This window comes from Acinetobacter sp. P37, assembly GCF_057480965.1.
Window position 1 is genome coordinate 89,903 of the sequence record NZ_JBLIYY010000006.1, and the last position, 15,480, is coordinate 105,382.

Here is a 15,480-nt window from a genome sequence, read left to right on the forward strand (position 1 = left end):
CACTATGCGCGTACAAGAACAATATACCGGAAGCTGCTTGTGTGGAGCGGTTTGTTATGAGATCAATGGTCCGATTGGTGAAATCGTGCAATGTCATTGTTCTCGGTGTAGAAAAGCCAATGGTACAGCATTTGCGACCAATGCTCCAATAGCCAAAGCAGATTTCAAAATTGTGTCGGGTGAACAGGTATTGAAAAAGTTTAAATCTTCACCAACCACACAGCGTTGTTTTTGTGGGGAATGTGGTTCACCAATTATGAGTATTAAAACCGATACCCCGGATTACTATCGCTTACGTATAGGAACACTGGATACACCCATACAGCAAGTACCAGTCTGCCATATATTTGTCAGCTCGAAAGCAGAATGGGAAAGCATTCATGATGATTTACCGCAATATGCAGAGCATCCTTAATTTTTTTGCGTTGTATTTCTAAATAAAAAAGGGTTCACGTGGAACCCTTTTTGTTTAAGTCATTTTTCGACTTTTAATTTATTGAGCTTGAGCAGGATGTTTAAGCTCGGGATATTGTTCTTGCCAATGTCCCAATTGTTCTTGAGCATGAATAAACTGACCGAGACCTTTGACACTATCACCAGGATTTTTCAACTCACCATCGGCTGTTTGATTTTTCTCACGATAAATTTGTGATTGATTGTCCCAGTACTGGTACATCAAGCCTTGAATGTAACGGCCTTGTTCAGTTTTCATTTCGAGTTCTTTGAGCATATTCAGTGCTGACTGGATGTTGTCACGCTTACGCTGTGTAGCAAATTCATCAGTGAGTTTGCCTTCCTCACGCAGTTTCATCAGCTCATCTTCCATCTCATCGCTAATTTGACTAAAGCTCTCGTCATATTGCGTCAGTAGCGTTAAGTCGTGTAGATCATCTGGGGTCTTGGCAAAGTTTTTAATAGGATCACTATTTAGCTCTTTCATGATTTGATCGTCGGAACTGATTTCACTATTTTGTTCCACCGTTTTAGATGATTTTTCACATGCAGTGAGTCCTAGCACCGTACCCATGAAGAAGACGACACTGAATTTTTTAAAAGAGATTGGCATGAGCATAATCGTGTCCTAATGTGTTTTTCTAAAGATATAGACATGCGTGATATACGGAAAATCAATGAAATCCTGTGCAGTCTTTTGGGTTGATTCAGCCACGATATTTTCAAATTGTTGTTTCAGTTTTTGTTGTTCATCCGTGCTTAACGCTGCAATAAAACTGGTGGACAATAATCGTTTGGAAACCACGTGTTCCACTGTACCATGATGCAATTGTTGAAAGGTGGTTTCGGCAATTAATTTAAATGTTTGCTGCTGTTCAAACACTTTTTGCCATTGCCCACTATGATAACGTGGTGTGTCACCTTCGAGTTCACTCAAGACATCAGCGAGTTGTTTGACCCAATTGACTTGGATATCACGCTGGTTCCAAATCAAAACAAGATCACCATTGGGAACTAAGATACGACTGATTTCATTGAGGGTTTCAGGGGTGGCAAACCAATGAAATGATTGGGCACAAAATACCGCGGCTACAGAATGATCATGCAGTGGAATCTGATCACTTTGGGCGGCTAAAGTTGCAATATGCGGATGTTTTTTCTGCAATTGTTGCAGCATTTCATGCACAGGTTCGATCGCGGTGATATTTTCACTGAGTGAGCGAATATACTCGAGAAATTTGCCTGTACCTGAGCCTAAGTCCACCAGATGGGCTTGAGGGGCTAAAGCTAAATGTTGTTGTAGCCACGCACTGATTTCAATCGGGTAGTCAGGACGGGCTTGTTGATAGAGTTCAGCTGCAGAGCTAAAGCCTTGTTGTGCGGCAGGATGTATTGAATGTGTCATATTCTGCACTTTTTAATCTGTATGGCCTCTATAAAATAGCATATTCGGAACAAGATAAACTTTGAATGCAACAAGGAAGGAAAAGCGTGACGCAACAAGGACTGAAGCAAAGCACAATGGAAAAGCACATCATTTTTGAAGATGATCAAATTCGTGTCATTTTTCAGCCTGGCAGTTCTAGTGAGCTTATTTTCTCCTTCGGTGATTTGATTACCCGCGCCAAGGGCTTGAGCATCAATGCAGAGAAGTCTTTGCAAAAATATGATTTTAATGTGATCGGTGTGATGCCGAAACAAAAATCGTGGTTTCCAGCATCGTCAATGCAACCGATGTATCAAGCCATCAAGCCGATCCTCGAACAATTTGAGGTGCGAATTGCTTATGGTGGTTCCATGGGTGGCTATGCAGCCATTAAGTATGCCAATTTATTTGGATTCCAGCGCGTGGTGAGTATGGTGCCACAGTTCTCCATAGACCCTGAAGACATTGTCGATACACGCTATGGCATGTTCTTTCAACCTAATCTGCATGCCAATATGCGAGTACTTGCTGAAGATGTATCGACTACACGCGAATATATCGTGGTGTATGATCCTTATTGTCCAGAAGATCGCGCGCATTTTGAAAAATTACAGGCTTTAATTCCGCATGTGCATGTGTTGCATCTACCGTTCACAGGGCATGATGCAATTGCAGTGTTGGCGAGTTCAGAACTGTTAAATGATTTCTTAAGACATCCTTTTGATGCGCCGTATTTTTATCAAAAAATGCGTCGGGTTAAGAAAAACAGTAAATTCTACTATCGAAAAGTCATCGAAAATTTACTGACACGTCATCGAGATGCCTTGGGTGAAATTTTAAAAAGCAATTCGTTTCAGCTTGATCCACAATTTTTTGATGCCAAACAAAAACAAACCTTATTACGGGTATTGTTTAATAACAAACAAGTCAGTGAGCAAGATCTACAAAAGTTAGGAATCACGACCTTTTTACCACAGGAAAATCGTAGCCTACTACTCGACCAGTTTGAACATGGTTTAGTGTTTAATGTGATTAGCCAAAAAATTGAAAGCTATGCAGCCGGTGTGATTGCGCTGAACCATAAGTTTTTGATTCCTTTGCAGCCGAAGGGCACAGGCCTGGTATACGTACAAGTCCAAGATGAGCGTTACATGGTGGTGATGAATGACCGTCAGGTAATGAAACTGGTCTTAGCTCAAGATGAATTGGCGACAGGTATGCATCCGATTTTAATGCAGAAATATGTGGGCTATTACACGCTGAACTATAAAGAACTGCGTTTGAGTAGTGATGAATTTGGTCAAGTCTTCTTTGTCGAAAACGCCGATGAATCTTGCCAGTTCGTGGTGCAGCCCGAACAGATTTAAGCTCGGCATTTGTTTGAAAATCCAAAGCTTGCTAATTTGTAGGAAGGGATTATGATGAAAGAAAGGTAGTATAAAAAACAATCATACCACCTAAATCATCATAAGGAATATGAGGGGTATCAGTATGCATTCAACACAGATGCTTGCTGTATTATTCATCTTAGTGCTGACCATGGGTTCAGCCTATGCACAGGGGGTTAGTTCAAGCATACTGATTTTTAGCAGCAGTATGTTGTTACTTACGATACTGACCATTTATGTCATACTCAAAATTCGAAATTCATTGCAACATCATCTCGATAAACCCGCGAAATAGCGGGTTTTTTTATATGCTGTTCGATTGCACTTTGGTGCATCACAGGTTTTAATCATCCACAATCGAATTTTTATAATCGGCCAGAAGGGAAGCAGCCATGAAAGCGGTATTTCTAGATTATCAGTCTCTAGATAAACAGGACTTAGATTTTAGCGGACTAGAAGCACAGTTTGATGAATTGACACTCTATCCAGCAACAACGGCTGCAGAGGTTGCTCAGCGCATACAAGGGGCTGATGTGATTATCAGCAATAAAGTACACATCAATGCTGAGCATATGCAGCTCAATCCGCAATTAAAACTGATCTTGATTTCTGCTACTGGCACCAATAATGTTGACCTTGTACAAGCACAACAACAAGGCATCGTGGTGTGTAATTGCCAAGCTTATGGCACCGCTGCGGTCGCACAGCATACCTTGATGTTAATGTTGAACTTGGCGACATCATTTCGACAGTATGATCGGGCGGTCCAACAGGGAGATTGGCAAAAAGCAGATCAGTTCTGCTTACTAGATTTTCCAATTATTGAGTTGGCTGGTAAGACTTTGGGGATTGTCGGCTATGGCGAATTGGGGCAAGCCGTGGCCCATTTGGCTAAAGCGTTTGGCATGAAAATTATGATTGGCGCGCTACCGAATCGACCTATGGCAGCTGAGCGTGTGGCATTTTCTGAGATGTTAGCGCAGGTCGATTTTCTCAGTTTGCATTGTCCTTTAACAGAGGAAACCCGTGATTTACTCAATCATGAAAGCTTGGCTCAAATGAAAGCATCGGCCTTTGTGATCAATTGTGCACGAGGTGGTGTGGTTAATGAATCGGCATTAGCCGAGGCATTAAAATTAGGGACGATCGCAGGCGCAGCAACCGATGTCTTGACGGTTGAGCCACCCAAGCAGGGTAATGTGCTGCTCGACCCAAGTATTCCAAATTTAATTATTACTCCACATAGTGCATGGGGAAGCGTCGATGCGCGACAACGCATTGTGCAGCAATTGGTGGAAAATGTAGAAGCCTTTAAAGCGGGAATGGTCATTCGGCAGGTCAATTAAAATCGAGTTTAAGGAACATTATTTTTGAACAATGCTCCATATAAATAGGGATGTCTATGCAGGTCGATCTTGCCAATAAAAAAAGTTTAAGAATATTTTGCATGCTGATTCTCTTTACCGCATGCATTACTTGGGCATGGTACAGTTATGTACTAAATATCAGTGAAAATTATTTATTCCAGAATCCTGATTTTGAAGTTCATAAATTCATGCCGACCTTACAAGTTGTGCTGGTTTCGGTATTTTTTATTGCGCATTTCGTCTTGGCGCTTATTGATTTTTTAAATCGCTATTGGTACTGGGGGCTATGGCTTGTTGTAGTGCCTATTATTGTGGGACAGGTCTATTTTTCCGTCTTTGGAGAGGTTGCGCATATTGATCGTTTATCAGTCTGGGTTGACTATCCATTTTGCCTGTTGATGCTTATTCAAATCTGTACAGCATCGTTTGTACGTAGGCGATATCTCAAACCTGCTCCTTAATGCTTAATTTAATAGCTAAATTTGAGTTGATGAAATTCACCTATTCGCTAGGTAGATCTTAGAGAATATGTAAAGGAAGCTTCTAGCAATTTTTCAAAAATTTAGCATTGAAATGATTTTTGATCCGCTCAAATTCAAGTTCAGTCTTGATACTGTTTGGCATCATGATTCGTAAATAACTTTTTTCGAGTTTAAAAGGCTCTTTGGTATTGGGTACAGGATTAAAGCCACCATTTGGGTAGATCAAATTTGTCTCATAGGCACGTAAAATCTGATCATTGTGAAAATAGAAACTTGTTAGGGATTGATTGGATTCACCAAAAAGATAAAGATTAATTTTGCATTGACCATCGAGTTGATACAGTGTCGCTTCATTGCCTTCAGTCGATTTGTATTCTTCGTCATCTAGCATCTCTAAGGTTTGTAATAATTTACCTTCGGCATCATGGTTATATTGGTATGAATCGTACAATTGGGGAAAAATAGTTTGCAACTGTGGATAACTTTTCAACAATTGTGGAAAACGTTGTAAGCCAATCACAGAGCCAACACAGAGCAGAATGCCAAGCAAGATACCAAATAAAATTCGCATTTTTTCTCATTAATTCATTGTTTTTATAGGCATAGGCCAAAGACCAAAAGCATTCAATTTTGGTTTTAAAAAAGCCCAACCAAAGTTGAGCTTTTAAATGTAGTGTTAAATTATAAATCAGTCACAGGATAGGTTGTAGACGTCGAACTCGAAGGATAGCTACTTTGAGGATATTGATTGTTATTTTGCCCCGCATTGTTGCTCGGAGCCGTATTGATCGTATTTCCTGAAGACGGTTCACTCAACGACTGTTGGCTAATGGGCGCAGGTTGGCTAGTTTTACCTGTAATATTTTCACGGGTTTGTTTCAATTTTTCATTGACGTTTTGAGTGGCTTGCTGTGCGCCCTGATCAACCTGTTGCACTGTATTTTGAGTAGCAGTTTTCGTATTGTCCCAAGCTTGGTCAACCGAAGGCTTAATTTTAGAAATTCCACGTTCAGTCATTTCACCAATATTTTTAGCAGCACCGACCACGCCTTCTTGGGCTTTATAGGCCCACACATGCAATAAATTTGGATTATCGCCATAAGGGCTCACAGGTTTTTTCGCTTGTTGCTCAGTACTTTGCGCTGTTGTGTTTTCTTGTGCCCAAAGCATGGGTGTCGTGAATATTAAGCTTAGGCATAACGTTGCTTTTAATGAAATCTTCACAGCTTCACCTCTGAATTTTATAGATTTTCTATCTGATGAACGGTTTTAACGCATTATAGGAAAAATTGCAGCGAAAAAAACTTGCCGTAGCAAAATCAATACAGCAAATGACAGCTTTGTACACGTTTGTATTTTGCATAAGGTAAAAAAGGCCCACCGAAGGGTGAGCCTACTCTCTGGAGGAGAGGGGATGAAAGCCAGTTTATTTATTTGTGAGCACCTAAGCTGGCTTCATGTGAGCTATGGACTTCAGCTTGTGCGACAGGCGTTTGCAACTGTACATTGCTACTGCCACTCACATTGGCTTGTTGACCTTTTTGGAAATTCGCCTTGGTTTGTTGCCATTTTTCACTGGCAAATTGGCGACCTTCCTGAGCTTTTTCACCTAAATAGCTCTTGGTTTGATCAACTTTATTGTCGACATTGCTTTTACGTTCATCGAGTTTTGCTTTGTCTTTTGCAGCTTTTTCATCGAGCTGTGCTTTACGCTCATCAAGCTTAGCTTTATTTTGCTCAGCTTTGGCATCGATCTTGGCTTTCGCTGCATCTGATTTTTCATCTTTAGACTGTTTTAGGTCAGCCCATTTATTTTTAGCATCTTGCTTTTTGTCTGCACTGAATTCTTTGGTGTCTTGCCATTTTTTTTGGGTGAAGGTTTTGGTCTTATCGACGCCTTTCTCAATTTTGTCACCCGCTGTATGCGCAGACTGATTAATGTCTTGTTTTAGATTTTGCAGTACAGACGGTTGCTGTGTTTCAACTTTCGCATTGGCTTCTACTGCGGTGTTCGCAAATAGTGGAGTGGTTGCGAATAATGCTGCGGTGATCAGTGTTGTTTTAAATAAAGGTTTCATCTTTGCATTTGTCCTCTTTTATTGAACGCTGCTGTTGCACTCAGCATTAGCGCTTTTGGAGCAGAGGACATCTTAAGAGTAAAAAAAAGCAAAAAGTGGTTTTGTGCGATAAGTCACACAATGCGATAACAGCTCAGATACGCGGAAGTTTGAAGTGTGGAAACTTGGTTAAGTTAATGCAGTATTGTAATTTTATGAAAATACAGTGGCTTATGTGTGTTTTGCGCGTTGCTGTGGTGTGGTTCTAGTTACGATTTTCATGATTAAAAATTATGGGTTTGAACAGATTATGGTTCAAGATTCAACGAAAAATGAAACCATACCTCCATTTTGGAGATATGGTTTTTATTATTTATTCACATTGTGTAAGCGCATCTTTTGCAAAATGACCGCGTAATGCAAGGAAGTTCTTTTGTACATCCGCCGCATTTAAATCAAAATTGTGCGCTGAACTTGTACCATCTTTGGCAAAGGTTGCTGTACCACCTGAAATAAGGGTTAAGCCTTTAAATGACCACTGTTCAACCGATTTTGCTTCTTCTAAATTGCCTGTAAATTCAATCACGCATTTATCTACAAATTTAGTCAGTTTTGCTTTGTTATCTGTGGTATCTGGGTAGACATCAATGTTTTGAACTTCTTGTAATACACCTGTTTCAAGTTGTGGAATTGTTGGTGCAGATGTACATGCAGAAAGTGTTAGACCCGCAAGACCAGTCAAAAGGAATGCTTTCAATTTCATAAGTTTCATTCTTGTTGAGTGTTGTTGGATTGAGTATAGGGAATTGGTGAATTATTGGCTATAGATTTAAGTCTTAAGCCTCAATTCAACTTCATTTACTTAATATTTAACGTTTATAGGCCGCACTTCCTGGACCAACGGCATTGATGCTGACTTGGCGTGATGGATGGGTGCTTTTTTGATAATAGACTTTCGAATTTGGTCCATAAATATTGATTTTATTGACTGATTCTACATAGACCGTCGTATTTGGACCTGCAACCGTAATCATCGGGCAACTGCCTTTTAGAGTAATACGGCTATCTGGAGCAGGAATATTCACTGAGCGTCCTGCGCAATCATAACTTGCAACGGTATCGGGTGAAGAAATGCTGATTTGGGAATGAGTCATTTCCGTTCCAGCATTTGCAGAAGAAAAAGATAGAATCAATAGTCCAAAGCTAAGTAATTTTTTATTCATCATCGGTATTTCATTTTATTCAGGTTGAGTTATTTTTAGCATGCCGAGATTTATTTGCTCAAGTTTTATTCATCTTTATTTAAAACGAGATATTGAGTGCAATGCCAGATCTTTTTCACATTGATGTATTAAGAAGTGATTTCGCTTGGTGATTTATCTAATGTTTCAAACCGTCTCATTGAATTATCAGTACGTTATCCTAAATATACAATGAAGCCTTAGCTGGTTTATTTAGCGATTAAAGTTTTGGCAAAAAGAACAACAACACAAGGCCACCCAATACTCCACCGATAATGAGCCAATCTTTCTTACGCATATCAGCAACACGAATTATTGAAAAATACAGACTGCTAAAAAATAGAAAAACAAAGACAAATAACACAAGGGGGTTATTGAATATAAATTTAGTACTGCCAAATAAAACGAAAATGGTTGTGCTCGACAACCAATACACCAAACTTAAAACAAATTTTGAAAGCGTTAAGTAACGCACAGTGCGGTCTAATCTGGGCAAAGTCACCGCAACGATGATGATTCCAATAAATCCACCCAAAACAGAAATAATCAAAAAGAATAAAGCACCCATATCTGGCTTGTTTGGAATGTATGGATAAACCTTCCAAAGGTAAAAGCTGCATGCCATCAGTACTGCATGTAAGATAAAAAGATAGAGATCTGGGCGGTAAGGATGATTAGCTGTAATATTTTTCATATATTGTTCTTATCAAAAAATCCCGCTATTTCTAACAGGATTTTACCTAGATTTCAAACGGCATAAAAAAACCCGCTTTAAAGCGGGTTTTTAATGAATACTTAAACTTAGTGTTGAAGTACCGAAATATCAGCCACTTTCGTGAACAAGTCACGAAGCTGTGCAAGCATACGTAAACGGTTCGCTTTTAGGTCAGCATCATCTGCCATCACCATTACACCGTCAAAGAATGCATCGACTGGCGCACGAAGTGCAGCAAGTGCAGAAAGGGCAGCAGTGTAGTCCTTCGCAGCAAATAACGGCTCAACTACAGGTGTGATTTTTGCAAGTTCAGCGAACAATGCTTTTTCAGCATCTTCAACCAAGTTTGCTTCAACCACAGCACCTTCAGGCGCAGCTTCTTTCGCAAGAATATTGGCAACACGTTTGTTTGCAGCAGCAAGTGCAGCAGCTTCAGGGAGGTCACGGAAATGATTTACCGCATTTACACGTTTGTCAAAATCGAGTGGTGATTTTGGAGAAAGTGCTTGAACAGCTTGAATCACATCTACAGCCACGCCTTGGTCTTCGTATTTCGCACGGTAACGACCTTCAAGGAATGCAACAGCATCCGCCAAAGTCTTATCGTGATCTTTTAATACATCGCCATAAGCAGCAAGTGCAAGTTTGATTAGATCTTCAATCGAAACATCTAAATCATTTTCAGTCACAAGACGCAAGATACCAATGGCTGAACGGCGTAGTGCAAACGGGTCTTTAGAACCTGTCGGCGCCTGACCAATACCAAAAATACCTGTCAATGTATCTAAACGGTCAGCAAGCGCAAGCGTAGTACCTGTTTTGGTTTTAGGTAAAAGGTCACCTGCAAATTTAGGTAAGTATTGTTCACCTAAAGATTCAGCGACTTCATCATTTTCGCCTTCAATACGTGCGTAGTAAGTACCGGCAATACCTTGAAGCTCAGGGAATTCACCCACCAACTCAGAGGTTAAGTCGCATTTTGCAAGGAGTGCAGCTTTTTCAGCATCTGCTGGGTTTGCACCAGTGATTGCAGAAAGTGCAACAGCCAAAGTCGCGATACGTTCAGACTTGTTCCATAGTGTGCCAAGTTCTGCTTGGAAGACCATGTTTGCAAGTTTCTCTTTACGAGATGCAAGCGGTTGCTTTTGATCTTGTAAGAAGAAGAATTCAGCATCTGACAAACGAGGACGTACAACTTTCTCGTTACCTTCAATAATTTGAGTCGGGTCTTTAGACTCAATGTTTGACACTGTAATGAAGTAAGGTTGAAGTTTATTGTCGCTATTCACTAAGCAGAAATATTTTTGGTTGTCCTGCATCGTCGTGATGAGTGCTTCTTGCGGCACAGCAAGGAAACGTTCTTCAAAGCTTGCACGAAGCGCAACTGGCCATTCAACCAATGCTGTTACTTCGTCACGTAAGTCCGCAGGGACAATCGCAATGGCATTTACTTCATCAGCCAAAGTTTTGACTTGTTGGTCGATGATGGCTTGGCGCTCTTCAAAGTTTGCAATCACTTTTGCAGTACGCAGGGCATCAAGATAAGCATCGGCATTTACAAGTGTAATTGCTTCAGGAGCATGGAAACGGTGACCATAAGTCACGTTACCTGCTTGGTGATCCTGAATGGTTGCTTCAATTACATCACTGTCTTTCAACAACACAACCCATTTTACAGGACGTACAAACTCAGTACGGCTTGCCGCAGAACGCATGCGTTTTGCGATAGGTAGGTTATCTAAAGCGTGTTGTAAAATTTGAGGAAGTAAAACATCAAGGCTTTGACCTTTTACATCTTTTAAGTAGCACACTTTTTCAACTTTACCTGCTTGGAAAGTTGAAACTTGATCAACCGTAATGCCTTGACCGCGCATAAAGCCTTCAAGTGCTTTAGTCGGTTTGCCTTCGGCATCAAACGCTGCTTGCTTCGCAGGGCCGTCGAAACGTTTTTGAGTGTCGGCTTGCGCAGCATCGACATTCACAATTTTAAGTGCAAGGCGGCGTGGTGCTGCATATGCTTCGATTGAATCGAATGCTAGACCTGCGTCTTTTAAGCCTTTTACCGTTTCTGTATGAAGCGCATCACGTAATTTTTTTAAGCTTTTTGGTGGAAGTTCTTCGCAGCCTAATTCGAACAATACTGTATGTTTAGACATTATTTGCTCTCCTTAGATTCTACTTTTGCTTCAGCTTCAACTTGTGCTTTTAACTGAGCTAATACTTCATCACGTAAAGCAGGTTCTGCCATTGGGAAGCCCAGCTTCGCACGCGCAGCAACATAACTTTGCGCAATCGCACGAGCCAATGTACGTACACGTAAAATATAACGTTGACGTTCAGTTACTGAAATTGCGCCACGTGCATCAAGCAAGTTAAAGCTATGCGATGCTTTAATCACTTGTTCGTATGCAGGAAGTGGAAGTTCAGCTTCCATCAAGCGAGTTGCTTCAGCTTCATAGAAGTCAAATAGGTCAAACATTTTTTCAACATTGGCATATTCAAAGTTGTAAGTGGATTGTTCAACTTCGTTTTGGTGGAACACATCGCCATAGGTCACTGTACCGAATTGACCTTTGGTCCAAACTAAATCGTAAACTGAGTCTACACCTTGGAGGTACATCGCTAGACGTTCTAGACCGTAAGTGATTTCGCCAGTTACAGGGTAGCATTCAACACCACCGACTTGTTGGAAGTAAGTGAACTGAGTCACTTCCATACCATTTAACCAAACTTCCCAACCTAAGCCCCAAGCACCCAGTGTTGGAGATTCCCAGTTGTCTTCCACGAAACGAATGTCGTGAACAAGGGTATCAATACCAATGGCTTTTAATGAATCTAAGTACAACTGTTGGATGTTGTCTGGGTTTGGCTTCAACACGACTTGGAACTGGTAGTAGTGTTGTAGACGATTCGGGTTCTCACCATAACGGCCATCTTTAGGACGACGAGAAGGCTGAACATAAGCCGCGTTCCAAGTTTCAGGGCCTAAAGCACGTAGGAAAGTTGCAGTGTGGAATGTCCCTGCACCCATTTCCATATCGTAAGGTTGTAACACTACACAACCTTGTTCAGCCCAGTAGTTTTGTAAGGCAAGAATTAAGCCTTGAAATGTATCAATATGCGATATGGCGCGACTCATGTAGCATCCATTAAAATTAGTGAAAAATTGGCTCTAAGTATAAGGATTTTGCAGAGGAGTGGCAAAGGCTACTTGGTTCCTTTTAAGATTTTAATAGCGCTATTTATTTTTTGAGTTTTAGCTTTGGTTGCAATGTTGAAAAACTCCAAAAAATAATGGAAAGAACAAAACTAACGATCGCTATGAATAAGGAAAATGCTGTGTCCCACACTGTTCGACCAACAGATTCGAAAATTGGAAATCCATAGTAGAAATTTTGAAAAGTTGTAATGAAAAAGTAGATCATGACTAGGGTTAGATGCGCACCTAACCATATAAAAGGAAAAATAAATAATTTTTTGGCTATAAGAATTTGGCAAATTTTAAGTAAAATTGGATACAAGATAACGTAATAAATTCCAGCAAAAGTTCCTACAATTTCTAAAACATCAAGCTTGAATGAACCATTAATTAAAAAATATCCAATGAAAAGTAGTATAGGAATAAGTGGTGATAAAATAAGTGCTTCTTTAGGTTTGAAATTAAAAGGTTTTTCTGTATTCATTATCTGTATTTTATATAATTTTTCGATTTAAACATTTTAAATTTTAAACAAGTGATTGTCTAGATAATGAATCTTATACATAATGAACCGTGTTTTGATGAAATATATGTAAGTAAAATTTAAAAATTATTTGAAAAAATCTATAAAATTATGAGCTTAAAAAAATATTACCTCCTACTTGGTGTCGTTTTTCTGATTTTTATCGGTTTTTCGAGTGTAAAAAATAACCTTAACTATCTTAAAGCTGCTTTTAAATACAAGACACAGGAACTTAAAGGCGATGATTTAAATCGCTATGCTGCTTTACTCTACTATAAAAATATCTATGAAGGCGTTAGAAATCGAGATGAGGATGAAAATGATCAGCCGACTGAACAAGACATAAAAATCGAAAAACTATTTGAAAAAGCATCTCAGCAAGGAAGTCCACTCGCCAAATTAAATTTAGCAAGACTTTATGCATATAAGCATGATCCAGAGCTGTATCCTGAAATTTTTAGATTAGTAAAAGAGTCTGCCGAGTCGGGTAATGCTGATGCTCAGTTTAAACTTGGAGAGTCCTATCATTCAGGATTAGGTACAGAAGTTGATTTTCAACAAGCTAAATATTGGTATGAAAAGGCGATTGCTCAAGGTAATCCAGCAGCAATGAACAATTTGGGTGTACTTTACCAAAGAGGATTAGGAGTTGAAAAAAATGGAAAAATCTCAACCGAATGGTACATTAAGTCAGGTAATTTAGGATATTCACAAGGTCTTGAGAATATGTTTCAAAATTATTATCACGGTTTAAATGGACTGCCTCAAGATGAGGAAGAGGCGATAAAATGGCGTGAAAAATGCTATTACAGAACGGATGAAATACCGATTCAACCTGTCTTTGGTCTCAAATTGGAAGAAGAAGAAACTTATTTAAATAAATGCAAAAATATTGTGGATTAGTAAGAGGGTAAAAGCTATGGGATATGAACGTTAAAATAGAATAACCTTAAAATTCCATCTGATGCTGATGAAATTTTAGGACTAAATCTCCTATAATTTCTCATCCTCAAAAAATCAGGCATGACCATGTTTCACGCAAAATCAGCTTGGCTCAATACGCTTAAACCCAACTTTAAAGTTCTGCCTTTAAAAGACCGCATCCTGTGTGGGGTAGGTGCTTTGCTGGGCCTGAGTATTTCTTCGCTGATCAGTTGGCTGGCGCTAGATGACTTAAATGCGTGGTATATCGCCCCGATGGGCGCATCGTCCGTACTGCTCTTTGCTGTACCTGCCAGCCCATTGGCACAGCCGTGGAATATGGTAGTCGGTAATAGTCTTGCGGCCTTGATTGGCGTGACGTGTGCGATGTTTATTCCTAATTTAACCGAAGCATTTAGTATCGCGGTTGCATTAGCGATTATCTTAATGATGACCACAGACTCATTGCATCCACCAAGTGGAGCCGTGGCGATTACAGCGGTATTGGGCGGAGAGGCAGTCCATGATTTAGGCTATGCCTTTCTTTTTTATCCAGTCCTTTTAAATTCGGTCCTCTTGATGGTGGTTGCTATCATTTATAACCGATTACTAGGCAAGCAGTATCCACAAAAAGCACAAGTCAATACTCGGACGACAGATCCAACACCGACACAAAAAGTGTCGATTCAGCCAGCGGATATTCAGCAAGTCTTAGAACAGCAAAGTCAGTTGCTTGATATTAGTGAATATGACTTACAAAAAATTATTTTAGAAGCACAGCAATTAGCCAGTCGTCGTGGCCTAAGCCAGTTTCATTGTCGTGACATCATGAGTCAGCAAGTGATTACCCTGCGTGCAGAAGATGATATTCAGTCAGCATTGGAAAAGTTTAAACAAGTCAATTTGATGAGTTTGCCTGTGGTGAGTGATTTGGATCGCTTGGTGGGAAATTTGGCTTTATATGATGTGGTGGAATGGTTTAAACGTGCCGCAGACCCCAAAGCCAGTTGGGAAAATCACGTTTATCAAATTATGAATCCCAAAGTGGTGACCGTGCAGCCGGATCAACCCATTCAAGATTTAGTGCCTTATTTTGTGGAAAGATCTTTTAATTATATTCCAGTCGTTGAGCAAAAACGGTTGGTGGGAATGATTAGCCGTGCCGATATGATTGCCGCCTTATATCAACAGCTAAATCAGCAAACAAAATCTTAAGCCTTAAACTTTGATTTAAATTCATCAGACTTAAATATGGCTTTGCCAATATATAGGCAAAAAAAAAGCTACGGAATCTTGGGGGAGAAACCGTAGCGACCAAACTGGGTCAAAGGATTTTAACGTCTGTCATCATTCACAGTACGAATCGGGTCTGAATAGCCATTGGTACGGAAAAAGTTATCTTGTGCTTTAGGCATGACTAACCATAAAACCAAGTACACCAAAATACCGGGAAAGGCTGCGCTTAAGCATGATACAAAGATAAAAATAATACGCAGTAAATTTGCGTTCCAACCAAAACGTTCAGCAATACCCCCCATCACACCAGCAATCATGTTAGAGCGGTTTGAGCGATATAAACCAACATTGGCCATTCAGGTCTCCTTCAAAAAAGAATAAATTTGAATATTTCCAAATTCATATTATAGAAATGGTGACAAGCTTTGCGATTTAAAGGGTGCAGAAAAAAAATTAAGTAAAGTTATGTAAT

At 39.9% G+C, this 15,480-nt stretch carries 19 protein-coding genes; 7 read left to right on the plus strand and 12 right to left on the minus strand.

Going from position 1 to position 15,480, the window contains the following annotated elements:
- The first annotated feature begins 4 nt into the window (after positions 1 to 4).
- Positions 5 to 415 carry a GFA family protein gene (locus AC25JC_RS07225; protein WP_180084744.1) on the plus strand — a complete coding sequence of 137 codons (411 nt, stop codon included), beginning with the start codon at positions 5 to 7 and terminating at the stop codon, positions 413 to 415.
- Positions 416 to 493: 78 nt separating this feature from the next.
- Here AC25JC_RS07225 and AC25JC_RS07230 read toward each other — a convergent pair whose 3' ends face one another.
- Both AC25JC_RS07230 and AC25JC_RS07235 read right to left on the minus strand, forming a co-directional pair.
- Positions 494 to 1,066, minus strand: a complete 573-nt coding sequence (locus AC25JC_RS07230; RefSeq protein WP_373685863.1) for a hypothetical protein — start codon at positions 1,064 to 1,066, stop codon at positions 494 to 496.
- A 15-nt stretch (positions 1,067 to 1,081) separates the two neighbouring features.
- Entirely contained in the window at positions 1,082 to 1,858 is a 777-nt protein-coding gene (locus AC25JC_RS07235) for a class I SAM-dependent methyltransferase (protein ID WP_486923772.1), read from the minus strand.
- Positions 1,859 to 1,974: 116 nt separating this feature from the next.
- Between AC25JC_RS07235 and AC25JC_RS07240 the strand changes: the two genes are divergently transcribed.
- The 4 genes from AC25JC_RS07240 to AC25JC_RS07255 all read left to right on the plus strand — a co-directional run bounded on the left by AC25JC_RS07240 (position 1,975) and on the right by AC25JC_RS07255 (position 5,095).
- Entirely contained in the window at positions 1,975 to 3,246 is a 1,272-nt protein-coding gene (locus AC25JC_RS07240; protein ID WP_486923808.1) for an alpha/beta fold hydrolase, read from the plus strand.
- A gap of 124 nt (positions 3,247 to 3,370) precedes the next feature.
- Positions 3,371 to 3,562 (plus strand): hypothetical protein, encoded by a 192-nt coding sequence (locus tag AC25JC_RS07245; protein WP_078189765.1) that lies wholly within the window; start codon positions 3,371 to 3,373, stop codon positions 3,560 to 3,562.
- A gap of 97 nt (positions 3,563 to 3,659) precedes the next feature.
- Positions 3,660 to 4,613, plus strand: coding sequence for a 2-hydroxyacid dehydrogenase (locus tag AC25JC_RS07250; RefSeq protein WP_486923773.1), 954 nt, complete (start codon positions 3,660 to 3,662; stop codon positions 4,611 to 4,613).
- A 101-nt stretch (positions 4,614 to 4,714) separates the two neighbouring features.
- On the plus strand, positions 4,715 to 5,095 hold the full coding sequence (locus AC25JC_RS07255; RefSeq protein ID WP_180115917.1) for a hypothetical protein: 381 nt from the start codon (positions 4,715 to 4,717) through the stop codon (positions 5,093 to 5,095).
- Between the two features lie 82 nt (positions 5,096 to 5,177).
- Here the strand turns inward: AC25JC_RS07255 and AC25JC_RS07260 are convergent, their stop codons facing one another.
- From AC25JC_RS07260 to AC25JC_RS07300, 9 genes are all read right to left on the minus strand, one after another.
- Positions 5,178 to 5,687 (minus strand): hypothetical protein, encoded by a 510-nt coding sequence (locus tag AC25JC_RS07260; protein ID WP_180093233.1) that lies wholly within the window; start codon positions 5,685 to 5,687, stop codon positions 5,178 to 5,180.
- A 110-nt stretch (positions 5,688 to 5,797) separates the two neighbouring features.
- Entirely contained in the window at positions 5,798 to 6,286 is a 489-nt protein-coding gene (locus tag AC25JC_RS07265) for a hypothetical protein (RefSeq protein ID WP_180024513.1), read from the minus strand.
- 260 nt (positions 6,287 to 6,546) lie between these two features.
- Positions 6,547 to 7,194 (minus strand): hypothetical protein, encoded by a 648-nt coding sequence (locus AC25JC_RS07270; RefSeq protein WP_486923774.1) that lies wholly within the window; start codon positions 7,192 to 7,194, stop codon positions 6,547 to 6,549.
- A gap of 352 nt (positions 7,195 to 7,546) precedes the next feature.
- Positions 7,547 to 7,936, minus strand: a complete 390-nt coding sequence (locus AC25JC_RS07275; protein ID WP_078189759.1) for a hypothetical protein — start codon at positions 7,934 to 7,936, stop codon at positions 7,547 to 7,549.
- 106 nt (positions 7,937 to 8,042) lie between these two features.
- Positions 8,043 to 8,399, minus strand: a complete 357-nt coding sequence (locus tag AC25JC_RS07280) for a DUF3060 domain-containing protein (protein ID WP_180115915.1) — start codon at positions 8,397 to 8,399, stop codon at positions 8,043 to 8,045.
- 235 nt (positions 8,400 to 8,634) lie between these two features.
- Positions 8,635 to 9,108, minus strand: a complete 474-nt coding sequence (locus AC25JC_RS07285; protein ID WP_180115914.1) for a hypothetical protein — start codon at positions 9,106 to 9,108, stop codon at positions 8,635 to 8,637.
- A gap of 107 nt (positions 9,109 to 9,215) precedes the next feature.
- Positions 9,216 to 11,285 carry a glycine--tRNA ligase subunit beta gene (gene glyS, locus AC25JC_RS07290; RefSeq protein WP_180115913.1) on the minus strand — a complete coding sequence of 690 codons (2,070 nt, stop codon included), beginning with the start codon at positions 11,283 to 11,285 and terminating at the stop codon, positions 9,216 to 9,218.
- Positions 11,285 to 12,268 carry a glycine--tRNA ligase subunit alpha gene (gene glyQ, locus AC25JC_RS07295; RefSeq protein WP_180105942.1) on the minus strand — a complete coding sequence of 328 codons (984 nt, stop codon included), beginning with the start codon at positions 12,266 to 12,268 and terminating at the stop codon, positions 11,285 to 11,287. The genes glyS and glyQ overlap by 1 nt, the downstream gene beginning before the upstream one ends.
- Before the next feature lie 103 nt (positions 12,269 to 12,371).
- Positions 12,372 to 12,812 carry a hypothetical protein gene (locus AC25JC_RS07300; protein WP_180010262.1) on the minus strand — a complete coding sequence of 147 codons (441 nt, stop codon included), beginning with the start codon at positions 12,810 to 12,812 and terminating at the stop codon, positions 12,372 to 12,374.
- A gap of 150 nt (positions 12,813 to 12,962) precedes the next feature.
- On the opposite strand from AC25JC_RS07300, the gene AC25JC_RS07305 reads away from it, so the two are divergent.
- Positions 12,963 to 13,754 (plus strand): tetratricopeptide repeat protein, encoded by a 792-nt coding sequence (locus AC25JC_RS07305; RefSeq protein WP_078189755.1) that lies wholly within the window; start codon positions 12,963 to 12,965, stop codon positions 13,752 to 13,754.
- A gap of 126 nt (positions 13,755 to 13,880) precedes the next feature.
- Positions 13,881 to 14,987, plus strand: a complete 1,107-nt coding sequence (locus tag AC25JC_RS07310; RefSeq protein WP_180034978.1) for an HPP family protein — start codon at positions 13,881 to 13,883, stop codon at positions 14,985 to 14,987.
- Between the two features lie 119 nt (positions 14,988 to 15,106).
- Here the strand turns inward: AC25JC_RS07310 and AC25JC_RS07315 are convergent, their stop codons facing one another.
- Positions 15,107 to 15,364: a PspC domain-containing protein gene (locus AC25JC_RS07315; RefSeq protein WP_078189754.1), complete on the minus strand. Its 258-nt coding sequence runs from the start codon at positions 15,362 to 15,364 to the stop codon at positions 15,107 to 15,109.
- Positions 15,365 to 15,480: the final 116 nt, after the last annotated feature.